We start from the raw sequence: 22,882 nt of genomic DNA on the forward strand, positions 1-22,882 counted from the left end.
TACAGAACCGCGACAAGGGGGTGGCGTACCAGTGAAAGACGGTCGCTGGGTCACGATCGCCGACTCGCAGTTCCCGCACGAAAAGCAGGGGCTCGACGCCGTCAAGCAGAAGCTGCCCGACGCCGAGCCATTTCGCGCCTGGGCCAACTTCGAGTTCCGCGACGGCCGCGGCCGCTGGCATGAGGTCGACCTGCTGGTCCTGGCCCGCGACACGCTCTACCTGATCGAGCTCAAGCACTACCGCGGCATCCTGCGCGGCAACGACCACGTCTGGATGCGCAACGGTCACCGCGCCGAAGACTCCCCGCTACTGCTCACCCGCCGCAAGGCTCAGTACTTCTCGTCGCTGCTCAAAGACGCGATTCGCCAACGAGGCGGAGAACAAGCGCGCGACCGCATCCCCTACGTGCAGGAGCTGGTGTTCCTGCACAGCCCCGAGTTCGTGTGCGACCTACCGTCGAGCTCGCGCATCAACCGTCGATCCTGGATCGCGTTCGCGGCGAAGACAATTCGGGACGACGCCGGGTGCTGGTGCGCAAGCTGGTCCATGAAGCGCTCGGCGTCGGATCCGCTCAAACGGATCTCGGCGGCGCGGCGACCCGTACCGCAATATGGCGGGGATCGCGGCGAGAAGTCGACATCGTCTTCGGCAACGTCCGCGACGCCGGATCGCTACCCGAGCAGTCTTTCGACAACCGGTCCGGCACCTGGCGGGTGGTGGTCGACTACCCCTTCGACGAAGCCGGATACACCAGCGCCGACGACATCAGCCGCATCGACCGGCTGATCACCAGCGGCGACCGCCACACCGTGGTGTGGTTACCGCGGTTCTTCTCGGAGTCGGCGATGGACGATCTTGCGCTGTTGGTGAAGCTGGATTGGCTCTTCACCGGCAGTGGCGACCGCTGGGTCGAGAACTCCAACCACCTGGGTGCCACCGAGCAGGCTCAGGCGCGAGGAATCCTGGAGAACCATTTCCGCGGAACCATGACCAGCTTCCAAAACCTGCTCAAGCAGGCGTACGGCATCGAACCGGCCGACCCCAAGAGGATCAGCGCCGAATCCCAGCAGTTCGACGTGCTGACCTCGCTGAGCCGCGACTTTCACCCGGAGATGCCGCCGGCGGCGAGTTTGGAAGACGCGTTGCTCAAAATCATCGATCAGGCGTTCTCGGCGACCTATCCCAGTCATCCTCAATTCGACCCCGCCGCCGAGGAAGTCACCGGCCGCAACTTCGAAACCGTCCGCGACTATGTGGAGAAGGCCAGCACGCACCGCGACGGCCGCGTGCCCAGCATGCCCGGCAACGACCGCAAAGTATTACGCCGCATCGCGGGCCCGCTGCGGGTCGGCAAAGCCACCGAGGACCATTTCCTCTTCGGCGAAGACACATTCGCCTACTGGGCAGGCGAATTGGACCGCGCCGCGTACGCCGCCGACCCGTTGACCGTCGAAACCCTGCAGAAGCACATCGACAACATGTCACCGGCCTGGGGTCTGCGGCCCGAGGCACGCGATCTGGTGGTCAGCGCGTGGGCCCTGCTGCGTAAGCGGGCATGGTTCGAAGCCGGAAGTGCCATCACCGCGCCGGCGTTGGGCCGGATGCGACCGAACATCGAGCTGCGTGCCGAGGATCTGCCCGAACAACAAGCCTGGGATGACGCCCGGTCCAACGCTTCGAAACTGTTCGGCTACACCATGCCCCGCACCTATCTGACCGGGGCCAACGTTGCCGACTTCGCAACCCAGGTACGCACCAAGGCCAACGAAATCACCAGCGAACTGCGCTATCTCACCGATGACCTGCGCGCCGCCCATCGCCACCTTGCTTTCGATGCGGGACCCAATGACCGGCTGAGGGCCACCGAGAAGCTGCGCGAATTCACAGAAACCCTCTATGGCACCGTCGGTAATGTCGCCGTCATCAATGCCATGGCCAAGGTCGACCTTCCGGTCGCGGCCGAAACGGCCGGACAAATCGCCAACGACGCGGCCCGTGACACCCGAGCGCTACGCAACTTCCAGTGGAAGCTGCTGGAAAAGCTCAAGACCGCCACGCAGCGGGCGGGTGAAGCCGGTGATCAAGCCAGGGCTGTATGGAAGGCGTTGCAGGACGCGGTGTCCATCCCCGGCCGCTCACTGAGCGACGAGCTGTCGACCGGTGAGAACCGGGTCGTCACCTGGGTGGTCGAAGACGAGCCGCCCACCCCACCGGCGGAACCGTCGAGGACGAAACGTGAAGCGGTGCTGCGCAATACCGGTGACCTCGCCAAGCTCGACGACGAACTCACCACGGCCCTCAAACAACACGGCACACGAGTCCACGTGCACTGGTGGGTGGAATGACCACCCTGCTCGCCACCGAACCCATCATCCGCGCGCGACTGAAAAAGGCCAGCGCCAAGCACTATCGGCACGGCGTACTCGGGCTGCGCGCCAAACCCGTCTGGGATGACGACGGTTTCGTGCACGACGGCACCCCGGTCACCGTCGTCGCCTGCCCCTCGGTGCTCTCCCTGTGGGAAGCCATCGACGCCCGCAATCCCGACGAGTGGACGGTGATCCTCACCAACGTCGACGACGACGACCTGGGCGACACCGTGGTCGCGCACCTGCTCGACGGCCGGCTGATCACTCCTGACCCCTGGGATGCACTGCGCAGCAACTTCTCTGCCACCACCATCGAACCAGCGCTGTACCGCGCCACCAACGACCGCGCGCTCGCCAACGGTCTGCTCGGCGTGTTGTCGGACGCCAACCTGACTCCGGCACCGGGAGGCGTCCTCACCCGCGACCACGCGATGAGCACCATCGCCCGCGAACTGCTCGGTATCGTCAAGAGTTCCGACGTGGAGGTCGACGCGCTGGCAATCCTGGAATGGAGCCGTTCCGCGGATGCCCCCCGCAGTTGGATCGAGCTGCGGGCCAGCAGCGGCGCCGAACTCGCTGCCGCGGTGGGTGCCTGGCTGGCCGACCGAGCCGGCCCGCTGGGACGCCCGCTCACCGCTGTGCTGGACAGCGACCGCATCGCCGATCTGGTTCCCCTCGGCGTCGTCGCGGGCCTGTTCTGCCAGGAATACATTTCCAACGCCCTCGCGCTCGGCAAGTTCCTCGAACGCTACGGGCTCAGCGACCTGGGCACCGACGACCTCAACGTCTGGTACACCAGCGCACGCGGTCTCATCACCATGGCGCTGGAAAACCCGCAACCCGTCCTGCACACGGCCGCCTCGATCGTCGGCGAACTCGGAATCGGCGCTGCCGCAGCCACTTCCGATCTGCTCCCGCAAGGCCTGGACGCGCGCGTCAACGCCTTGACGGACGCGCTCACCGACGCATTATCAGACCCGCCTTCCGAAAATGTTGACGCGCCCGCACTCTCGTCGCGCGGCCTGGAGTTGATCGAATCCCGGTGGGCTGAGGTCGGGCAGCATTTCCTCGCTGGCACCTCACCCACAGTCGACGCGCTCTCCGGTGCGGTGCGATTGGCCCGCTGGCTGGCCGAGCCCGTGGTCCGCGCGCGCGGTCTGCCCGAGGCGGCTGCGCTGTACGTCCGCCGCGATTCTTGGGTCGATTCCGCTCTGATCAAGACCCGGAGAGGCGGCGAAACCCCGGTCGTGGCTGCGGCATTGCGCGCCGTCATCGACACGACGCTGCTACGCCGCTCCCGCCACGACTACGTGTTCGCCACGGCATTGGCCGATGGCCCGCAGCCGGCGATACAGACGATCGAAAATGTGCTCCGTGGACTCGTGGTACCCATCGCGCGCAAGGCGCCCACGTTGCTGGTGGTGGTCGATGCGCTGTCGATAGCCGCCGCCAACGACCTGGTGGCCGCGATCCAGCGCGACGGATGGACGGAAATCTCGGCCACCACCGATGGGCAACGAGCCTGCGCGCTGGCGGTGCTTCCCACACTCACCCAACGCAGCCGATGCTCGTTGCTGTGCGGAGAGTTGCGCGAAGGCGCCGACGGCGCCGAACGTGCGGGATTCCTATCGGTCATCCGCGACGAGCACCTGGAAGCCACCGGCGGTGTGCCGGACCCGATCTTCCACAAGAAGGCGCTCGATGCGATACCCAGCGGAGCGTCATTAGCCACCGACGTCGGCAACGCCATCGCCGACACCGAACGCCAGCAGCTGGTGGCCGTTGTCCTGAACTACGTCGACGACACCCTGCACCACACCGACCCGGGCGGCTCCGACTGGACCATCACCACCATCACCCATCTCCGCGCGCTGCTGCAGGCCGCCAAGAGCGCGGGACGTGCGGTGGTCATCACTTCCGACCACGGCCACATCATCGAATACGGCACCAGCGTCAAGGTCGGCCGCGCCAACACATATGGCCAGCGCGCGCACGGTGATTTCGCCAACGTCGACCCCGAGCGTGAGGTGTTGGCCGAGGGTCCGCGTGTTCTCACCGACAGCCACCGCGTCGTCCTGGCCGTCGACGAAACCCTGCGTTACGGCGCACGCAACGCCGGCTACCACGGTGGCGCGGCGCCGGCGGAAGTCGTCGTGCCGGTGCTCGCCTTCCTGTCCGGCCAGCTGCCGCAGTGGGCCGTCCCGGTGGCCGCCGTCGAACCGCCGTGGTGGCACCGCGGCACCGTGGCAGCCGTCGCGCCGGCGATACCCCGGCGCACCACGGCCGAGCAAGCACCGAGCCTGTTCGACGATGCCGCACCCGAGCAAGACAATCTTTTGCCCGACAACATCATTCGCAGCAAGGTGTTCGCATCCCAGCTCACCGTCGCCGGACGAATCGTGCTGAAGCCACCCCAGATGAGAAATCTTCTGCAGGCCCTGCTGGGCACCGGAGCCCACGAGATTACCCTCGCGCAAGCCGCCACCGCGCTCGGTGTCGCTACCGCCAGCGTCAACGGGGCACTCATGCAAGCCAAACGTGTGCTCGATGTGGAGGGCTACGAGGTGCTGCGGGTCACAGGCGGTGTCGTCAGGCTCGACCTGCCCGCACTCAAGGAACAATTCGGGGTCACCGGATGAACACCGCCGTATCGGCGCGGCGTCGCCGCGAGATTCTCGACGCGCTGCGGCGCGGCACCGTTCCCTCCAATGGACTGGACCAACTCGCTGTCGGGTTGGGCCGATTTGAAGCCGAGCTGGAAGCCGAGTTGGATGTGGTCGCCGCCGGCGGTGCGGTTTTCAAAGCCGTTCGCGGTGAATACGGCTCAGGTAAAACATTTTTCGCGCGCTGGCTGGCTGACCGCGCGATGAAGAAAGGCTTCGCGGTCGCCGAGGTACAGATCAACGAGATCGACACTCCGCTGCACAAGCTGGAAACCGTGTACCGGCGCAGCATCGAATCCTTGAGGACGGCCTCAGTGCAACCCAGCGCGCTGCGCCCGGTGCTGGATGCCTGGTTGTTCACCATCGAAGACGACGCCCGCGGCCAAGGCGTCGATGTCGACGTACTGTTGGAGCGTCGGCTGGCCGACGTCGCCGCCAGGGCACCGGTTTTCCCGCTGGCGATCCGCGCGTACCGCCGTTTTGTGGCCGAAGGCGACCACGACGGTGCCGACGGGTTGGTCGCGTGGCTTGGCGGTCAGCCTCACGTGGCAGTCTCGGTGAAGCGGAAGGCCGGTATCAAGGGCGACCTGGATCACTATCTGGCGCTGGGCTTCTTGCGCGGACTGTTGGCGATCCTGGCCGACGCCGGCAACCCCGGCTTGTTGCTGGTGCTCGATGAGGTGGAGACGCTGCAGCGAGTGCGCAGCGATGCCCGGGCCAAGGCACTTAACGCACTGCGTCAGCTCATCGACGAGGTACACGACGGCCACTTTCCCGGCCTGTATCTGCTGATCACCGGGACCCCGGCGTTCTTCGAAGGGCGCCAAGGGATTCCGCTGCTGCCTCCGTTAGCCGACAGACTGCACACGGAATTCGCGAAGGATCCCCGCTTCGACAATCCTCGTGCACCACAGCTGCGGCTGACCGGATTCGACCAGGCCCGCCTGGTCGAACTCGGGGTGCGGGTGCGTGGGCTGTACGTGGCCGGGGTCGCCGATGGCGAACGGGTGCTCGCCGTGGCAGATGACCCCTTCCTCGCACAATTTGCCACAGCAGTCGCCGGCGAACTGGGCGGCAAAGTCGGCATCGCGCCTCGGCTGTTTCTGCGCAAACTTGTCGACGTGCTCGACAAGATCGAACAGTTTCCGGACTTCGCCCCCTACACCGACTACGAGGTCAAGATCTCCACCGCCGAACTGTCCGACGCCGAACGCGCTACGCTGACCGCAGATGACATCCCGCTCGATCTGTGATGGACGCCTTCGATCGTCTGCACCCCGGCGTCCAGTACCATTTGGCGAACACGCTGCGCTGGAACGGGTTACGGCCCACCCAAGCCGCTGCCGTCGAACCGATCCTCGCTGGCGTGGACACAGTGGTATTGGCTCCCACCGCTGGCGGCAAAACCGAAGCCGCCGTGTTTCCGTTGTTGTCCAGGATGGCGGGCGACGATTGGCAGGGCGTGTCGGTCCTCTACGTGTGTCCGCTGCGCGCGTTGCTGAATAATCTGCTGCCACGGGTTGCCGGGTACTGCGGCTGGCTCGGCCGCTCGGCGGCGCTGTGGCACGGCGATGTCGGCCAGAGTCAACGCCAGAAGATTCTGACCGAACGACCGGATGTCTTGCTGACCACGCCGGAGTCGCTGGAATCGATGCTGGTTTCCACCAAGGTGGACCCGCGGGTGCTCTTCGACGGCCTACGCGCGGTGGTGGTGGACGAAATCCACGCCTTCGCCGGTGACGATCGCGGTTGGCATCTCTTGGCCGTACTGGAACGGTTGGCGCGGATAGCTGAGAGGCCGTTGCAGCGGATCGGGCTGTCGGCCACCGTCGGCAATCCCGACGAGCTGCTGACATGGTTGCAGGGCAGCTTCCATGATCGCGGCAAGACGGTGGTCGCCCCTGTGGCCGCTGCGCCCGCCGACCCGAATATCACCGTGGACTACGTGGGCTCGATTGCCAACGCCGCCAACGTCATTGCCGCACTGCACGCGGGTGAGAAGCGACTGGTGTTCGTCGACAGCCGTCGCCAAGCCGAGGAACTCGGCGCCGCGTTGAGCGACGCCGGCATCGAAACCTACATCTCGCACTCGTCGTTGTCGGCTGCCGAGCGGCGTCGCTCCGAGGCGGCGTTCGCCGACGCCCGCGACACCGTCATCGTCGCCACCTCGACGCTGGAACTCGGCATCGACGTCGGCGATCTCGACCGTGTCATCCAAATCAACTCCACCCGCACCGTGGCGTCGTTCCTGCAACGACTGGGACGCACCGGCCGACGTCCAGGGACTGCGCGCAACTGCCTGTTCCTATGCATCGATGACGAGAGCGTCCTGCTTGCGTCCGGCATGCTCCAGCGATGGTCGGATGGGTGGGTTGAACCAATCGCCCCGCCGGCGCACCCGAGACACATTGCCGCCCAACAACTCATGGCGCTGTGCTTACAGCAGCATCGGATCAGCGCTTCCGAATGGCCTTCGTGGTGGGGCGATCTTCCCGTCTTCGACGAGCACGCGTCCGAGATCGTCGACTTTCTGCTTTCTCAAGGATATTTCGCGGCGGACGGACCGTTCCTGCACATCGGGCCGGAAGCCGAGCGCCGGTTCGGCCGGCGGTACTTCTCCGATCTGACCGCAGTGTTCACCGCGCCGCCGGAGTTCGTCGTTCTTGCCGGGCGGGTTGAGGTGGGCACCATCGGCACTGATCTGCTCACCGAGAACGTGGACGGGCCTCGGGTTTTGCTGCTGGGCGGCAGGTCGTGGCGGGTGACCCACATCGACTGGGACCGGCGCCGGTGTTTCGTCGAAGTGGCCGACGGCGGCGGAAAGGCCAAGTGGGCGGGCAGTGCGGGTGGAGTGTCCTACGAGGTGACACGGGGCATGCGCGACGTGCTGCTCGGGTCTACCCCTGAGGGGGTGACGTTTACTTCCCGTGCCGCAACGGTTCTCGCCGAGTTGCGGTCCACGCACGCGGACAACGTGTCGGCCGATCGTCTCATTGCGCGATTGCCGAGCGATTCGGCCGGCCGGTGGTGGACCTGGGCCGGAACCGCGGCCAACCGCACGCTGCAGGCATCGTTGCCGTCGGTGATCGATCCACAGCAACGGATCGATGAGAAGTCGATGCGCCTGCTGCCGGGGGTTAGGCTGCAGGAGTTTTCAGCGGCGCTGACCGCCGTCGAGTGGACGGATCCGGTCGCGGATGAGAATGCTTTGCGGGGGCTGAAGTTTTCAGCCGCGCTTCCGGGCGAGTTGGCGCGGCATACATTGGGAGCCCGGTTGGGTGATATGCCGCATGCACGCACGGTGGCCGATGAAGAGCGTTGCGTGATCCGGCCCGGAAGTTGACCTGACCCAAGCACCGGGGAAACGCCTCAATTGGATCGCTTGACTCGGTTCCGGCGACCGCAGCCTGCTGTCGTCAGCGATCGATGTCATACCCCACTGCAAGGATGGGGTTATGTCGGTGACCGCCTTGGAGACGTCCCCTAAGCAGCGCTTGGAGGTGTTGTTTGAGGAGTTGGCGGAGTTGGCGGGTCAGCGTAATGCGATCGATGGGCGCATTGTGGAGATCGTCGCGGAGATGGATCGCGATGAGTTGTGCGGGAATACGGGGGCGCGCTCGGTGGCGGCGGTGGTGGCCTGGAAGCTCGGTATGTCCTTGGCCACGGCCCACACGGTGACCACGGTGGCGGGCCGGCTGCAGGAGTTTCCGCGCTGCGCCCAAGGCATGCGGGAGGGGCGGCTGTCGTTGGATCAGGTCGGGGTCATCGCCGCGCGCGCGGGTCAGGGATCGGATGAGCATTACGCGGAGTTGGCTCGGGTCGCCTCGGTCAATCAGTTGCGCACCGCGGTGAAGCTGGAACCGCGCCCGGAACCCGATCGGCGCCCGCAGCCGCAGCCTGCGATCACCAAGACCTGCGACGAGGAGTCCACGACGTGGCGGATCAGGCTGGCCCATCCCGAGGCGGCGACGTTCGAGGCCGCCCTGGCGTCTCATCGGGAGGCGTTGATCGCGCAGTGGAAACACGACCGCGACGGGGGAGCCTCGCAGTCCGCGCCGCCGATGCCGGATACCCTCGAGGCGTTCATGAGGCTGATCCAGGCCGGCTGGGACGCCCAGGCCACCGCCCGCCCGCACGCCCAGCACACCACCGTGGTGATGCACGTCGATGTCGCGGCGCGCGCGGCCGCGCTGCATCTGGGCCCGCTGCTGACCGAGGCCGAACGCCAATATTTGACCTGTGATGCCACCTGCGAGGTGTGGTTCGAACGCGACGGCCAACCCATCGGCGCCGGACGGGCCACCCGCCAGATCAACCGGCGGCTGCGCCGGGCTCTTGAGCACCGCCATCCCAGCTGCGCGGTGCCCGGCTGCGGCGCCACCCGCGGTCTGCACGCTCATCACATCCGGCACTGGGAAGACGGCGGCCCCACCGAGCTGATCAACCTGGTGCTGGTGTGCCCCTATCACCACCGCCTGCACCACCGCGGCGAGATCACCATCACCGGAGACGCCGAGCATCTCAGCGTCACCGACAGCGACGGAGACCCGCTACACCCAGGCTCACTGGCCCGCCCACCCACCAGCCCCCCACCCGACGTCGCGGCCTACCCCGGGCCCACCGGCGAACGCGCCCAATGGAAGTGGTACGACCCCTTCCAACCCCAACCACCTCCCAGCAACAACTGATATGGCGAGAACATTGTCAAGTGAGCATGGGGGGAGGCGGCGTCGAGGAGCGACCCCGACGGCGCCGCGTTGCTTCTCGTGAGTCCGATGATGAGCGTGTCGGTCGGCGACGCGCGGTCAGACTGATATTCGCGGGTTGGCTACCGCAGGACGGGGTTTCGGCTGGATCGCATCCGTGTGTCTAGAGTCGAGCGTCGACCCGGTGGGTCTGCTCATAATTGTGTCGCGGGTCGATCCACGCGCTGCCGTCGCCACACTCGCGAGGAAGCAGGCAGGTGGCGGTCAGTCGTCCATCACCGCAAGTGACCAGCACCAGCCGGCCAGCACACGGGCGATCGCAACGTTGGCCACGGTGGACCGCTTGCGCCGCGCCAGGAACCCCACCCACCGGTTATGGAGACGATGGTTGCCCTTGTGACCCCGAGCACGTGCCGCCGCCGGGGCCAGCTCCCAGCGCGAACGCATCACCGCTGACCTGATACTTCGATCGGTGATGCCAGGCCGCCTCGACGAGTAGCCGCCGCACGTGGGTGTTGCCGGTCTTCGTGATCGGGCCTTGCGCTCGCGCGGAACCGGACGAGGATTCCGATGGAACGAAACCGACGAACGATCCGATTCTGCTGCCGGTGAACCGATCCCAGTTTCCGATCTCAACCGCCAACGCGAACGCGGTCAACGTGGCCACACCGCGAAGGCACGACAGCCTGCGCACCACAGGAGTGAACTGACTGTCGGCGGCGATGTCCTCGATCGCCGAGTCCAGACTCCGGCGTCTGGCTGCAGCATCAACACGTGCTCGTAGTCGGAATCGAACGCCATCCGCGTCGCCAGTGTCGGCAACTGCGGCGTCGCCTGCGCGCGCAGCCAGCGATCGTGGGGCATCGGTCCAGGCCGCACCTCCGTTATAGACGATGCCGTGGCGCAGCAGCAGCTTGGACAGTCGATGACGCGCTTTCATCAGATCACCGCGGCAGTCTTCGCGCGCACGTACCAGATCGCGGCAGGCCTGCTGGTTCACACTCGGGATCGCCACCGAGGTGACCGCGTCCAGGCGCAACAACCGCGCCAGATGACGTGCGTCGCGGGCATCAGTCTTCACCCGGTCCCCCGGCGGGCTCCTGCAGTTTCGACGGCGCAACGACCTCACATCGAATTCCGGCACCGGTCAATGCCCGACCTGCCTCATAAGCCACCGCCACGGGTCCTAGCAACTGCTTGATCCACTCCTGGATGTGCTCGTAAGACGGCGTTAACCGAGTCTGCGACACCTTCCCAGTGACCCCGTCAATCGCCACTGCTACGACCGAACGTGCCTGCACGTCCAGCCCAATACTCGTACGCCCCAGTAACACCGGGGCCTCCCACTACGGTCGGATAGACCGGGCGGGCCACTACCCACCCTCTAACCACGAACATGGGTGAGCGAAGCCCCGGCCCGCAACCCCCGACACAACGCCGACGGTTACCCATACCGTCTAGGCTGCACAGCAGCGCCGTGAGTCGATCTACCATGGCTCCCGCGCACTCGCCGGACAGGCGGCTCCTGCCCAGGCATTCGCATCGCTACTTGGCTAAGCCGCCCGATGCGGTACGCAAGTTCGGCGAACACACACGCCTAAGCTGTCGCCATGACCAAACTCGCCGTCATCTACTACTCGGCTACCGGGCACGGCACCTCGATGGCACAGCGCGTTGCCGCCGCCGCCGAAGATGCGGGCGCCGAAGTGCGGGTCCGGCATGTCGCCGAAACCCGCGACCCGGCATCGTTCGCCCAGAATCCGGCATGGACGGCGAATTACGAAGCGACGAAGGATCTTCCGGTCGCCACCGGTGAGGACATCGGGTGGGCCGACGCGGTGATCTTCGGCTCCCCCACCCGCTTCGGTTCGGTTGCCTCGCAGTTGCGCGATTTCCTGGACAGCCTCGGTGGGCTGTGGGCCGCGGGCAAGCTCGCCGACAAGGTGTACGCGGGCTTCACGTCGTCAAACACCCTGCACGGCGGTCAGGAGACCACCCTCCTGACGCTCTACGTCACGCTCATGCACTTCGGCGGCATCATCGTGCCACCCGGATACACCGACCCGCTGAAGTTTGTCGACGGCAATCCCTATGGGGCGAGCCTGGTTTCGACACACGACAACATCACCGAGTTCGACTCCGAACCTGACCGAGCGACCGCCGATGCCCTGGATCACCTGGCACGGCGCGTGGTCGGGATCGCGGACCGCCTCGCCTAGGGTGGCGCGAGCAGACGCAAAATCGCGTTACGCGGCCCGGCCGCGTGCGATTTCGCGTCTGCTCGCGCTAGTTACTAGGCCGTCTCGGTGATCGGCCGGTCGACCCAGCTCATCAAGTCGCGCAGCTTTTTACCGGTGACCTCGATGGGGTGCTCGGCGTTCTCCTTGCGCAATTGCTCGAGTTGCTTGTTGCCGCCCTCGACGTTGGCGACCAGCTTCTTGACGAAGTCGCCGTTCTGGATGTCGCGCAGGATCTCGCGCATCCGCTCCTTGGTGCCGGCGTCGATGACGCGGGGGCCGGACAGGTAGCCGCCGAACTCCGCGGTGTCAGACACCGAGTAGTTCATCCGGGCGATGCCACCCTCGTACATCAGGTCGACGATCAGCTTGAGCTCGTGCAGCACCTCGAAGTACGCCATCTCCGGCGGGTAGCCCGCCTCGACCATCACGTCGAAACCGGTCTTCACCAATTCTTCAGTGCCACCGCACAAGACGGCCTGTTCTCCGAACAAGTCGGTCTCGGTCTCGTCCTTGAAGGTTGTTTTGATGACACCGGCGCGGGTACCACCGATGGCCTTGGCGTAGGACAGTGCCAGCGCCTGGCCGTTGCCGGTCGGGTCCTGCTCGACCGCAATCAGCGCGGGAACGCCCTTGCCGTCGACGAACTGCCGGCGCACCAGGTGACCGGGGCCCTTGGGGGCGACCATCGCGACGGTGACGTCGGCGGGCGGCTTGATCAATCCGAAATGGATGTTGAGACCGTGGCCGAAAAACAGTGCGTCACCGGCATTCAGGTTGGGTTCGAGGTCGTTGGTGAAGATCTCGGCCTGCGCGGTGTCAGGAGCGAGCACCATGATCACGTCGGCCCACTTGGCCACCTCGGCCGGGGTGTCGACCTCCAGTCCCTGCTCGGAGACCTTGGCGCGCGACTTCGAGCCTTCTTTCAGGCCCACTCGCACTTCGACACCGGAGTCGCGCAGGCTCAGCGAATGGGCGTGGCCCTGGCTGCCGTAACCGATCACTCCAACCTTGCGGCCCTGGATGATCGAGAGGTCTGCGTCGTCGTCGTAGAACATCTCTAATGTCACTGTGAATTTCCCCTTCTCAGCTATTTGGCGGTACTGATGCCGCGCGGGCCACGTGCCATGGACACCACTCCGGATTGGACTATTTCGCGGATGCCGAACGGCTCCAGCACTCGAAGCAACGCCTCCAACTTGCCGCGATTGCCCGTAGCCTCCACCGTCAGCGATTCCGGAGATACGTCGATCACGTTGGCGCGGAACAGATTTACCGCTTCGATGACTTGACTCCGGGTGCCGGCGTCGGCGCGTACCTTGATCAGCGCCAGTTCGCGGTCCACCGAGTTGTCCTCGTCCTGCTCGACGATCTTGATGACATTGATCAGCTTGTTGAGCTGCTTGGTGATCTGCTCGAGCGGTGTCTCCTCGGCGGAGACCACGATGGTCATCCGAGACATGTCCTTCTGCTCGGTGGCACCGACGGCCAGCGACTCGATGTTGAAACCGCGCCGGGAGAACAGCGCCGCCACGCGGGCCAGCACACCCGGCTTGTCTTCCACCAGCACCGACAGGGTGTGCGTTTTCGGCGAACAGTTGACCATCAGGCATGCCCTTCGGTGATGTCGTCGAACAGGGGACGAATGCCGCGCGCGGCCTGAATCTCGTCGTTACTGGTGCCGGCAGCGACCATCGGCCACACCTGTGCGTCAGCACCGACGATGAAGTCGATCACCACTGGGCGGTCGTTGATCTCGCGCGCGCGATTGATCATCTCTTCGACGTCTTCTTCACGTTCGCAACGCATTCCGACGCAACCCAGCGCCTCGGCCAGCTTCACGAAATCGGGGATCCGGTGCGAGTGGGTGGCCAGATCGGTCTGGGAGTAACGCTCTTCGTAGAAGAGGGTCTGCCACTGCCGGACCATGCCCAGGTTGCCGTTGTTGATCAGCGCCACCTTGATCGGGATGCCTTCGATGGCGCACGTGGCAAGTTCCTGGTTGGTCATCTGGAAGCAGCCGTCGCCGTCGATCGCCCACACCTCGGTGTCGGGCAGGGCGATCTTGGCTCCCATGGCCGCCGGGATGGCGAAACCCATGGTGCCCAGTCCGCCGGAATTCAGCCAGGTGCGCGGCTTTTCGTACTTGATGAACTGCGCGGCCCACATCTGGTGCTGACCCACACCGGCGACGTAGATAGCGTCCGGGCCGGCGATCTGGCCGAGCTTCTCGATCACGAATTCCGGGCCCAGGCTGCCGTCGCTCTGCGGGTCGTAACTCAGCGGGTACGTCTTGCGAACCCCCTCCAAGTATTCCCACCACTCGGTCATCTCTGGGATTTTGGGGTCGCCTGCGCCCCCGTCGTAGTGCCGCAGCATCCCGATCAGTTCGGTGATGACGTTCTTGACGTCGCCGACGATCGGGACGTCGGCGTGCCGGTTCTTGCCGATCTCGGCGGGGTCGATGTCGGCGTGGATGACTTTGGCTTCGGGAGCGAACGTTTCGAGCTTTCCGGTCACCCGGTCGTCGAAACGGGTGCCCAGCGCGATCAGCAGGTCGCTGCGCTGCAGCGCCGCCACCGCGCCCACCGTGCCGTGCATCCCCGGCATGCCCATGTTCAACCGGTGGCTGTCCGGGAAAGCACCCCGCGCCATCAGAGTGGTGACCACCGGGATGCCGGTCAGCTCAGCCAGCTGGCGGAGTTCCTCGGTCGCCTCGCCGCGGATGACGCCGCCCCCGACATACAGCACCGGCTTGCGCGCGGCCGCGATCAGCTTGGCAGCCTCACGGATCTGCCGGTTGTGCGGTTTGGTGTTCGGCTTGTAGCCGGGCAGCTCCATCCGCGGCGGCCAGCTGAACGTGCACTGGCCCTGCAGGACGTCTTTCGGGATGTCGACGAGAACCGCGCCGGGGCGCCCGGAGGACGCGATGTGGAAGGCCTCGGCGATGACTCGGGGGATCTCGTCACCGGTGCGGACCAGGAAGTTGTGCTTGGTGATCGGCATCGTGATGCCGGAGATGTCGGCCTCCTGGAAGGCGTCGGTCCCGATCAACTGACGTCCGACCTGGCCGGTGATCGCAACCACCGGAATAGAGTCCATCTGCGCGTCGGCCAGCGGGGTCACCAGGTTGGTGGCGCCGGGACCCGAAGTCGCCATGCAGACACCGACACGGCCGGTGGCATGCGCGTAACCGCTGGCGGCGTGTCCGGCCCCCTGCTCATGACGCACCAGCACGTGACGCAGCTGCTGCGAGTCGAACAGCGGGTCGTAGACCGGCAGCACCGCGCCGCCCGGGATGCCGAAGATGATGTCGACGTCGAGTGCCTCCAACGAACGGATGACCGCTTGCGCACCGGTAAGTTGATGGGGCGCAATATGTTTCGGCTGGCCGGTGGCCGGCTTGGCGGCCGCTTTGCCGGCATCCGAGGCGATCTCGGCCGCCTCCTGCGAAGCAGGCGTGGGGGCCGGTGCCGCTGGCTTGGTGGGTGCGCTCACTGTTTCCTCTTCGGTATCTTCGGCTGTGGCGTCTCGGGGCAAGAAAAAACCCCCGCCAGCTGGGCTGCTGTACGAGGGCCGCGTTGGTGCTCGATAGAGCTAGTCAGGCACCAACGCGCCGACTAATTACTACGAGCATTCCAGACTGCATAACGTCCGACGGTAGCCTTCGCACTGCTCAACCGTCAAATCCGGTGCCCAGGGCAATTGACTCTGCGTTCACGGCGCCGACACGCCCGAACTACGTCACCGTCAGCGCAGGGTCAACACGCCAGCGCCCGGAATCCACACGATGCAATGATGCGAGGGTGGTTACCGAGTCACCCGTCGTCATCAAACTGTCGCCGATGGCGCACATCGCCGTCGGATTTTTGACCCTCTGCCTGCTGGTTCCGGTGACGGCCTTCCCACTCAGCGCCACGTTGCTGGCGATTCCGGTGTTGTTGTCCGCGTTGATCGTCCGGCTCCGGACCGTGGCCGATGACCGGGGCGTGACGGTGCGCACGTTGCTGGGCAGTGAATCGGTGGCCTGGGATGACATTGACGGGTTACGGTTCCACCGCGGCTCGTGGGCACGTGCTCATCTGAAAAACGGCTCCGAACTGCGGTTGCCGGCGGTCACCTTCGCGACCTTGCCGCAGCTGACGCAGGCCAGCTCGGGCCGGGTGCCCAACCCCTACCGGTGACGCGGTCACCGCCATCCGACCCGCTCAGGCTATCCGCTCAAAACACTCGTCAATGTTGTTGAGTACACCACCACGGAACGCGAGAACCCGGGTGAAGCCCGCGGGCATGTTCGCGCCGTTGACGTCGCTGGCGGCGACGCCATTCACCAGCAGTCCGATGATCGCCTTGTCCAGGTCGCCGGCGGTCAACACGAGTTGCTTGCCGGACGGGATGCTGACGGGCTGGGCCATGTTGCGCTGGGCGGCGCCCGTCAGGCACGCGGTCCGCACGGCAGCAACCGATGAGTTCAGGGGTAACCCGCGTTCGTGCTGAATCGCCAGCACATATCTAGAGGTGACGATCGACATCGCGGTGTTGTCACCCTGCAGCATTTGCGGATCGGTCATTCCCTTGCGGCCGCCGGGTTTGCCGATCTGTTGCAGGGCGGGTAGATCGGCGGTGACCGTATTGGTTGACGGGCAGTACGACGCGCCTTGGGTGGCTTGGGCATCCGGACACGTGCTGGCGCTGAACGACAGCGAGGGCGGCGATTTCGGCGAAAAGACGGCGTTGAGGATGTCGATCAGTGTTCCAACGGTGCCGTTGTCGATAGTGACTTCTCCGGCGTCGGTTTCACCTGACGAGTCAGTTTGCAACGCCAACGGCTCATCACCGCGCCGTTGTTTGATCTCGTTCATGTCGATTTTGGCGCATGTCGCCGACCCGCTGTCGAATCCCATCTGGAATGCGCTGACTCGATCCAGGCCGGTGCCGTGGGCCTGGTCCTCGCCTTCCTCGTACTCCGCCTCCGACATGATCGGATCAGAGATCTTGAGCATTCCCGCGATCACATGACTCAGCGCATCACCGGTGCTCAGGGTGAAACGCGACGAGTGGCCCTCGGCGACCCACCGCAGATACACCCCGGCGAAACAATCGGCCTGCTGCTCCTCGACGAGGGTCGGCGTCGTCCTGACATCGACCAAACCCCCGTTGAACTGCAATGCATGCCCGAACTCATGGGCCAGAATTCCCACCACCGCCATGTCGCCGAAATATTTCTTCGCTGCGGGGAACAGTTGTCCGCGATCCCACTCGACGAGGTTGCAATTGAAGGCGTATGCGGCGTTGATGACTTTGTAAGTCTTCGAGCGGCACACTACTGGGCTCGAAGGATCGGTGGAATCGTAGGACACCACGGTTCCGACCGCCTCGAAGGGTTTTTTGGCCGCGTCTGGCCAATTGTTTTTCCAGAATTCTTCGATGTCGTTCAGTGCCAGTAGACCTAAGTGATCGATTTCGCCGTTGTCGGTGTTCTTCACCGTTCCCGTAGGTTTCGGTGCGTCGCTGCGGGGCCCGCTCGGGCCCTCGCTGAGGGGTAGACCACCCGCCGCACCCGGATCGTAAAGGCCCGACACCGCGCGACCGCTCACCATGCTCGTGGTGTGGTTGCCGCAGCCGGCCAACGCCAGCGCGACGCAGCCGGCGACGACGACTGCCTTGACGAGGGCTTTCATTTGCCACCGTCCAGCTGTGGCAGGCCGACCGCGTAGGTCCCGTTGTCGTCCAGGAAAGTCACCTTCAACTGGCGTTGTTGACCTCGAACGGTGACGTCACACGTGAAGCTCCCGCCTTTCTTCACCGTGGGGTCCTGGCCGTTGTTGCACCTCACGTCGGTGATGTCGTCGGAGTTGTAGCCGGTGATGCGGTCCACCAGGGTTTGTTGGACTTCGTTCTGCACGGCGGCGACAGCGACTTTCTTGGTGTCCCGGCTCAGGCCGCCCGCCACCAGCAGGGCGACGACCGTCCCGGCGATCAGTACCGCGATGATTGCCCCGCCGATGAGGAAGGGTTTGCTCCTGGAGCCGCTTGTCTTCGGCGCCTTGACCGGGGGTGCGGGAGGGGGCTGGCTCCACTGTCCCGGCGGCCCGTACGGTCCGGGCTGGCCGTAGCGACCGGGATAGGGCGATGGACGAGCAACCGGTTGCTGGTACCAGGGAGTGCCGCCCGGCGGAGGAGGCCCGGGTACCGGACCTGAAGCGGCCCGCCGCGGCCAGGGAGGTTGGTTGTAGTCGCGGGGTGTGCTCACCGGTGTTCCCCCATCGGTTCTTGCAGCACCGACGGCGCCGCTCGCCGATTGCGGACAATCCGGACTGCCGCTTTGGCGTCTGCGCAGCAGGTGAATGGGCGGCTCTCACGCTAATTCATCCGGGCTGAACAGGTGCGGAAAGTGCGACGAATCAGGCCAGCGGGTTGACTCCGTTGAGTGAAACCCAGACCGCGATGCCGGCGGCTATGCCGCTCAGCAGTGCCACGAAAGATCCGATGAACGGCCGGTGGGCCCAGCCCCGGCCCGCGTCCAGTCCGTAGCGACCGGGACCGGCCAGAATGACGGCGACGGCCATCACGATCAAGCTGATCTGGTACTCGTGCCCGTTGGGCAGAAAGTAGGTGAAGGTGTGCGAGCGCGGGCGGGCCGAAGCCGACGCGAGCAGGCCGTTGAGCAAGAACGCCAACGCGCCGGCGGCCGCGATCGGGGTGAACAAACCCAGGACCAGCAGCACGCCCGCGACGATCTCGCCGCCGGCACTGACATAAGCCAGCACGTCGGCGTGTTGGAATCCGATATCGGACAGCGAATTTCTGAATCCGTGCAGGCCGGACCCTCCCCACCAGCCGAATAGCTTTTGCAACCCGTGCGCGATCAGCACCCCGCCAAGTCCGACCCGCAGCACCAGCAGACCGAAGTTCTGGGTGCCGCGTCGGCCGGCGGCGCGTAACCGCTCGTCCTCGTCTTCGAAGTCGACGGTTGCGGGAGTGGCCGGAATCTGGCGGGCGGTCGGCTGCGGTTGCACGTAGGGCAGCGGCTCCTGGGCGTCCAGCAGGTTGTAGGACGAGGCGCCGGAGTTCGCCTCATACGACGGAATGATCGTGGTGGTTCCGGTGTTGGCGAAGTTACCCGAGTATCCGGCAGGAGTCAGGTCGTCTTCGGGGTCGACCAGGCTCGCCGAGCCGGGGCGTCCTGGAGTCGGCCCGGCAAGTCCGTCCGGCCGCTGCCACGGGGATTCATTCGAACTGGTCACCCGTGTCAGGGTAAGGGCAATTGCAGCTAGATCTGGGATTTGAGCGGCGCTTTCGCCTGTGAAATCCGCATTTGAGTTGCTGATTGGTCAGATCGGCCCAAAGAACACCCCGTGAATCCAATTTCAGCTGCCGCCGCTGCCGCCGCTGCCGCCGTTGCCGCCGCGGAGCCCGGCTCCGGTACTCAAGACCCCACCGCCGCCACCACCACCGCCGCCGAATCCGAGACCGCCGTCGCCGCTGTCGGCAGCGCTCCCGTTGGCGCCGGGGTCGCCGACGCCTATCGGGGCGGAGGCGGCCCCCCGCCGCCGGTGACCGCGTCGCTCGTGCCGCCGCTACCGCCGCCGGACCGCAAGTTGAGGGGGATTTGGCCGGCTGTGCCGCCGCCACCGCCGTTGAAGGGGTGGGGATTAGTCCCACCGGTGACACCGCCGCCGCGGCCTGCTTGGCCGCCGAATTGCGCAGGGGTGACGAAGCCACCGGCGCCACCGCCGGTTCTTCCTGTGGCGACGGTCTGACCGATGCCACCCGGAGCGGGACTCTGGCCCACTCCCGTGGGCCCGCCGGCGCCGCCGTTTGCCGCCCTTGCCACTCGTCCCGGTTCCGAGGCCGCCGAGGCTGCCCGGGGTCGCCGTTACCGCCATCGGCGACCCTGCCACCGGGATGGTCGTCGAAAACGGGGTTGCCGTCATAGTCCGCGCCGCCCTTACCGCCGTTACCGACGGGAGTGGTGCCGAAGTTGGTCTCGCCGAGGGTCCGCAACGCGCCAGGCGTACCTCGGCGTACAACGGGTGTCCGACGTACACCTGGCCACTTACCGTCCGGATCAGTCCGCGCTGTTCAAGCGACCTCGATGGCGTCCTGCTCGGCGATCAGTCGCAGGCATTCCCATTCGATGGGTTCGGCGATCGCCACCAGATCCACCACGTCAGGCACGTCGCCGGTGATCGCGCCGATCTGCGCGTCCACCAGTTCGGCGAGGGACCCAGAGATCTCAGTGTCTCCGAACCACCGTATGGCCCCTGCTCGGCGACCATCCGATCCACTCGGTTTGTCCGCGCAGTGCTGATCCGGGACCGCTCCCAGTGTGGCCGTGAGCAAGGCGTCAAGTTCGTTGCGAGTCAACGGTTCCAACTCACGCCGGCGCAGCAGGCCGTCCTTCCACAGCGCCGTCACGGCGGCAGGGGCCACCTCCCCGGTACGGATCGTGACGATCACCGCGGCAGCCCCGAGTGCACCAGCTCGTGCAGAACGAGCGCCGAAAGATCATCCAGCAGGTGGGCATCGTCGACGAAGACCACCAGACGGTCGGATTCCACGCCCTCGGTCAAGGCCTCGACGACTTTGCGGGCCAGTGCAACAGGCGCGGTCTCGACATCGTCGGTCCACCGCGAGAAAGCCCCCAGCGGGATCGCGCAGCTCGTTGCCGTTGCGGCAATGCTTCGGACGGTCCACCCCGCTGTCGCCGCTGCTGCCACGGCCTCGCGAGCAAGTCGCGACCTACCGACCCCGGCTTTGCCCGCCAGCGCCACCCCTCGCACCGTGACATCGGCGATCGCGCGCAAAATCTCGCCGATCTCGGCATCCCGGCCGATCAACGGCCGCTGATCGAGCACAGCTCGAATGCTGTCGGAGATGCCATGTTTGTTTGCTGCAATGCAGTTCAGGTATCAGGGCGCGCGACCGGGTCACCGGCGGCAGGTGGCGGCCGTGACCACCGATTCCGTAGCCTGTCGGACATGCGGATACGGCGGTCGGTTCGATGCGCGCTGGCTGCGCTGTGTGCGGCGGTGCTGGTGTCGAGCGGCTGCGCGCGGTTCAACGATGCTCAGTCGCAGCCGTTCACGACCAATCCGGAACTCAAGCCGCAGCCCAGCTCCCCGCCTCCCCCGCCGCCGCCGTTGCCACCCACCCCCTTCCCGAAGGCCTGCCCGGCACCCGGGGTGATGCAAGGGTGCCTGGAAAGCACCAGCGGCCTGATCATGGGTGTCGACAGCAAGACGGCGCTGGTCGCCGAGCGAACCACTGGCGCGGTCAAGGAGATCTCGGTCAGCGCCGAACCCAAGGTGAAGATGGTCATCCCGGTCGACCCGTCGGGAGACGGTGGCCTGATGGACATCGTGCTGTCGCCCACCTTTTCACAGGACCGGCTGATGTACGCATACGTCAGCACGCCGACCGATAACCGCGTCATCCGCATCGCCGAAGGCGACGTCCCCAAAGACATACTGACCGGAATCCCCAAAGGGGCGACCGGCAACACCGGGGCATTGATCTTCACCACTCCCACCACGTTGGTCGTGATGACGGGGGACGCCGGTAATCCCGCGCTTGCCGCCGATCCGAAGTCGCTGGCCGGCAAGGTGCTGCGGATCGAACAGCCCACCACTCTCGGCCAGGCGCCGCCGACGACCGCCTTGTCGGGCGTCGGCTCGGGCGGTGGTCTGTGTATCGATCCCGTCGACGGGTCGCTCTACGTCGCCGACCGCACGCCGGGTGCCGACCGGCTGCAGCGCATCACCAAGAAGTCCGAGGTCTCCACGGTGTGGACCTGGCCGGACAAGCCCGGGGTGGCCGGGTGCGCGGCCATGGACGGCACCGTGCTGGTGAACCTGATCAACACGAAGCTGACGGTGGCGGTGCGGCTCGCCCCGAAGACCGGCGCGGTCACCGGTGAACCCGATGTGGTGCGCAAGGACACCCACGCGCACGCGTGGGCGCTGCGGATGTCGCCGGACGGCAACGTCTGGGGTGCGACGGTGAACAAAACCGCGGGTGACGCCGAAAAACTCGACGATGTGGTGTTCCCGTTGTTCCCGCAGGGTGGCGGGTTCCCGCGCAACAACGATGAAAAGACGTGAGCCTCAGCCCGAGCGGGCCACCTCCCCCTGCGCGAGGAGACGCAAAATCGCGTTGGAACGTGCGCTCCGAGGCTAATTTGCGTCTCCTCGTGCCCTAAAAGGGCGCGTCGAGGGTGAACCTCATGCCGTACTTGGGTTTCTCCTGAGTCCGCTCGCCGGTGTACAAACGCTGCGGTGCTTCCTGACCGGGGTCGTATCCCTCTTCGATATCGGACAGGTACAGCAGTTCGTCGGCGTTCTCGGGCGCCCAGGTGGCGACCGGCTCCAGCAGGTAAGCCACATGGTCGCCGACGGGGCTGCGGCTCACCGTCCGGCCGACGAACCAGGCGGCGGCGTCGTCGAGGATGGGCATCCCCAGGGGACCGGCGCGCCACGCGCAGAGCGCGAACGGGTCCTGTTGGTTGGCGAACAATTCAGCCAGAGTCTGCCGGCTGCGCGGCAGGACGTGTACCGCCACGTACTCCGCGCGGCTGCCCACCTCGTTAGCACCGCTATGAGCCGGCAGACCGACCATGAAGCTGGGCGGCGCCACGCTGGTCTGGGTGCCGAAGGCGACCAGGCAACCCGACGGAATACCGTCGGCCTGAGTTGTCACCACGAACACCGGGGAGTCCAGCATCGACATCAGGTCGTCGAACGGTTCACCGATCACCCCACCATGATGGTCCGCCCGACCCGTGGCGGACTCATTTCCGGCAGTTTTCCTATCTGAGTCCTCTGCGAGCGTGACTTGGCCGCAATCACCGGGACCTCTGACTTCCACAGACTCGGCGGGAGTGCATATCGACGAAGAACGCTGG

General features: G+C 65.7%; 19 protein-coding genes and 1 pseudogene. 9 read left to right on the forward strand and 11 right to left on the reverse strand.

What is annotated here, in order from left to right:
- Positions 1-31 precede the first annotated feature (31 nt).
- The 6 genes from ACX9NE_RS17100 (at position 32) to ACX9NE_RS17125 (ending at position 9,721) form a co-directional block, all read left to right on the forward strand.
- Positions 32-787 (forward strand): NERD domain-containing protein, encoded by a 756-nt coding sequence (locus ACX9NE_RS17100; protein ID WP_459365141.1) that lies wholly within the window; start codon positions 32-34, stop codon positions 785-787.
- Positions 718-2,346 (forward strand): hypothetical protein, encoded by a 1,629-nt coding sequence (locus ACX9NE_RS17105; RefSeq protein ID WP_459365142.1) that lies wholly within the window; start codon positions 718-720, stop codon positions 2,344-2,346. Before ACX9NE_RS17100 ends, ACX9NE_RS17105 begins: the two co-directional genes overlap by 70 nt.
- Complete coding sequence (gene pglZ, locus ACX9NE_RS17110; protein WP_459365143.1) at positions 2,343-5,009, forward strand: BREX-2 system phosphatase PglZ; 2,667 nt, start codon at positions 2,343-2,345, stop codon at positions 5,007-5,009. Before ACX9NE_RS17105 ends, pglZ begins: the two co-directional genes overlap by 4 nt.
- A complete protein-coding gene (brxD, locus tag ACX9NE_RS17115) occupies positions 5,006-6,286 on the forward strand; it encodes a BREX system ATP-binding protein BrxD (RefSeq protein WP_459365144.1) in 1,281 nt (426 codons plus the stop codon). The genes pglZ and brxD overlap by 4 nt, the downstream gene beginning before the upstream one ends.
- Positions 6,286-8,376: a DEAD/DEAH box helicase gene (locus ACX9NE_RS17120; protein WP_459365145.1), complete on the forward strand. Its 2,091-nt coding sequence runs from the start codon at positions 6,286-6,288 to the stop codon at positions 8,374-8,376. Before brxD ends, ACX9NE_RS17120 begins: the two co-directional genes overlap by 1 nt.
- A 112-nt stretch (positions 8,377-8,488) precedes the next feature.
- Complete coding sequence (locus tag ACX9NE_RS17125; protein WP_459377737.1) at positions 8,489-9,721, forward strand: HNH endonuclease signature motif containing protein; 1,233 nt, start codon at positions 8,489-8,491, stop codon at positions 9,719-9,721.
- Positions 9,722-10,003: 282 nt separating this feature from the next.
- On the opposite strand, the pseudogene ACX9NE_RS17130 reads toward ACX9NE_RS17125, so the two are convergent.
- Positions 10,004-11,073 (reverse strand): annotated as a pseudogene (locus ACX9NE_RS17130) (IS110 family RNA-guided transposase).
- A 276-nt stretch (positions 11,074-11,349) separates the two neighbouring features.
- Between ACX9NE_RS17130 and wrbA the strand changes: the two are divergent.
- A complete protein-coding gene (gene wrbA, locus ACX9NE_RS17135) occupies positions 11,350-11,958 on the forward strand; it encodes an NAD(P)H:quinone oxidoreductase (RefSeq protein ID WP_459362887.1) in 609 nt (202 codons plus the stop codon).
- A gap of 74 nt (positions 11,959-12,032) precedes the next feature.
- On the opposite strand, the gene ilvC is transcribed toward wrbA, so the two are convergent.
- From ilvC to ACX9NE_RS17150, 3 genes are read right to left on the reverse strand one after another with little or no spacing between them, the layout of a single operon-like run.
- On the reverse strand, positions 12,033-13,034 hold the full coding sequence (ilvC, locus tag ACX9NE_RS17140; protein ID WP_459362981.1) for a ketol-acid reductoisomerase: 1,002 nt from the start codon (positions 13,032-13,034) through the stop codon (positions 12,033-12,035).
- Positions 13,035-13,066: 32 nt separating this feature from the next.
- Positions 13,067-13,582, reverse strand: a complete 516-nt coding sequence (gene ilvN / locus ACX9NE_RS17145; protein WP_459362888.1) for an acetolactate synthase small subunit — start codon at positions 13,580-13,582, stop codon at positions 13,067-13,069.
- Entirely contained in the window at positions 13,582-15,411 is a 1,830-nt protein-coding gene (locus ACX9NE_RS17150; protein ID WP_459362982.1) for an acetolactate synthase large subunit, read from the reverse strand. Before ACX9NE_RS17150 ends, ilvN begins: the two co-directional genes overlap by 1 nt.
- Before the next feature lie 410 nt (positions 15,412-15,821).
- Between ACX9NE_RS17150 and ACX9NE_RS17155 the strand changes: the two genes are divergently transcribed.
- Positions 15,822-16,160, forward strand: a complete 339-nt coding sequence (locus ACX9NE_RS17155) for a PH domain-containing protein (protein WP_459362983.1) — start codon at positions 15,822-15,824, stop codon at positions 16,158-16,160.
- A gap of 24 nt (positions 16,161-16,184) precedes the next feature.
- Here ACX9NE_RS17155 and ACX9NE_RS17160 read toward each other — a convergent pair whose 3' ends face one another.
- The 6 genes from ACX9NE_RS17160 to ACX9NE_RS17185 all read right to left on the reverse strand — a co-directional run bounded on the left by ACX9NE_RS17160 (position 16,185) and on the right by ACX9NE_RS17185 (position 20,837).
- Positions 16,185-17,657, reverse strand: a complete 1,473-nt coding sequence (locus ACX9NE_RS17160) for a neutral zinc metallopeptidase (protein ID WP_459362889.1) — start codon at positions 17,655-17,657, stop codon at positions 16,185-16,187.
- Positions 17,654-18,229 carry a DUF4333 domain-containing protein gene (locus ACX9NE_RS17165; protein ID WP_459362890.1) on the reverse strand — a complete coding sequence of 192 codons (576 nt, stop codon included), beginning with the start codon at positions 18,227-18,229 and terminating at the stop codon, positions 17,654-17,656. The genes ACX9NE_RS17160 and ACX9NE_RS17165 overlap by 4 nt, the downstream gene beginning before the upstream one ends.
- A 151-nt stretch (positions 18,230-18,380) precedes the next feature.
- The gene (locus tag ACX9NE_RS17170) at positions 18,381-19,223 is read right to left on the reverse strand and encodes a DoxX family protein (protein WP_459362891.1); all 843 of its coding nucleotides are present in this window, start codon (positions 19,221-19,223) and stop codon (positions 18,381-18,383) included.
- 278 nt (positions 19,224-19,501) lie between these two features.
- On the reverse strand, positions 19,502-19,813 hold the full coding sequence (locus ACX9NE_RS17175; protein WP_459362892.1) for a hypothetical protein: 312 nt from the start codon (positions 19,811-19,813) through the stop codon (positions 19,502-19,504).
- A gap of 248 nt (positions 19,814-20,061) precedes the next feature.
- On the reverse strand, positions 20,062-20,439 hold the full coding sequence (locus tag ACX9NE_RS17180) for a hypothetical protein (RefSeq protein WP_459362893.1): 378 nt from the start codon (positions 20,437-20,439) through the stop codon (positions 20,062-20,064).
- Positions 20,436-20,837 carry an AAA family ATPase gene (locus ACX9NE_RS17185; RefSeq protein ID WP_459362894.1) on the reverse strand — a complete coding sequence of 134 codons (402 nt, stop codon included), beginning with the start codon at positions 20,835-20,837 and terminating at the stop codon, positions 20,436-20,438. The genes ACX9NE_RS17180 and ACX9NE_RS17185 overlap by 4 nt, the downstream gene beginning before the upstream one ends.
- Positions 20,838-20,960: 123 nt before the next feature.
- Between ACX9NE_RS17185 and ACX9NE_RS17190 the strand changes: the two genes are divergently transcribed.
- The gene (locus tag ACX9NE_RS17190; RefSeq protein WP_459362895.1) at positions 20,961-22,082 is read left to right on the forward strand and encodes a PQQ-dependent sugar dehydrogenase; all 1,122 of its coding nucleotides are present in this window, start codon (positions 20,961-20,963) and stop codon (positions 22,080-22,082) included.
- 94 nt (positions 22,083-22,176) lie between these two features.
- Here ACX9NE_RS17190 and ACX9NE_RS17195 read toward each other — a convergent pair whose 3' ends face one another.
- Positions 22,177-22,707, reverse strand: coding sequence for a flavin reductase family protein (locus ACX9NE_RS17195; RefSeq protein WP_459362984.1), 531 nt, complete (start codon positions 22,705-22,707; stop codon positions 22,177-22,179).
- Between the last annotated feature and the right edge of the window lie 175 nt (positions 22,708-22,882).

The organism is Mycobacterium sp. ML4 (genome assembly GCF_054515735.1).

What these genes read in the sequence shown, in the direction of transcription:
- pglZ (WP_459365143.1), top strand. Translation starts at nt 2,343, where the DNA reads ATGACCACCCTGCTCGCCACCGAACCCATCATCCGCGCGCGACTGAAA.
- brxD (WP_459365144.1), top strand. Translation starts at nt 5,006, where the DNA reads ATGAACACCGCCGTATCGGCGCGGCGTCGCCGCGAGATTCTCGACGCG.
- ACX9NE_RS17120 (WP_459365145.1), top strand. Translation starts at nt 6,286, where the DNA reads ATGGACGCCTTCGATCGTCTGCACCCCGGCGTCCAGTACCATTTGGCG.
- ACX9NE_RS17125 (WP_459377737.1), top strand. Translation starts at nt 8,489, where the DNA reads ATGTCGGTGACCGCCTTGGAGACGTCCCCTAAGCAGCGCTTGGAGGTG.
- wrbA (WP_459362887.1), top strand. Translation starts at nt 11,350, where the DNA reads ATGACCAAACTCGCCGTCATCTACTACTCGGCTACCGGGCACGGCACC.
- ilvC (WP_459362981.1), bottom strand. Translation starts at nt 13,034, where the DNA reads ATGTTCTACGACGACGACGCAGACCTCTCGATCATCCAGGGCCGCAAG.
- ilvN (WP_459362888.1), bottom strand. Translation starts at nt 13,582, where the DNA reads ATGGTCAACTGTTCGCCGAAAACGCACACCCTGTCGGTGCTGGTGGAA.
- ACX9NE_RS17155 (WP_459362983.1), top strand. Translation starts at nt 15,822, where the DNA reads ATGGCGCACATCGCCGTCGGATTTTTGACCCTCTGCCTGCTGGTTCCG.
- ACX9NE_RS17160 (WP_459362889.1), bottom strand. Translation starts at nt 17,657, where the DNA reads ATGAAAGCCCTCGTCAAGGCAGTCGTCGTCGCCGGCTGCGTCGCGCTG.
- ACX9NE_RS17190 (WP_459362895.1), top strand. Translation starts at nt 20,961, where the DNA reads ATGCGGATACGGCGGTCGGTTCGATGCGCGCTGGCTGCGCTGTGTGCG.
- ACX9NE_RS17195 (WP_459362984.1), bottom strand. Translation starts at nt 22,707, where the DNA reads ATGTCGATGCTGGACTCCCCGGTGTTCGTGGTGACAACTCAGGCCGAC.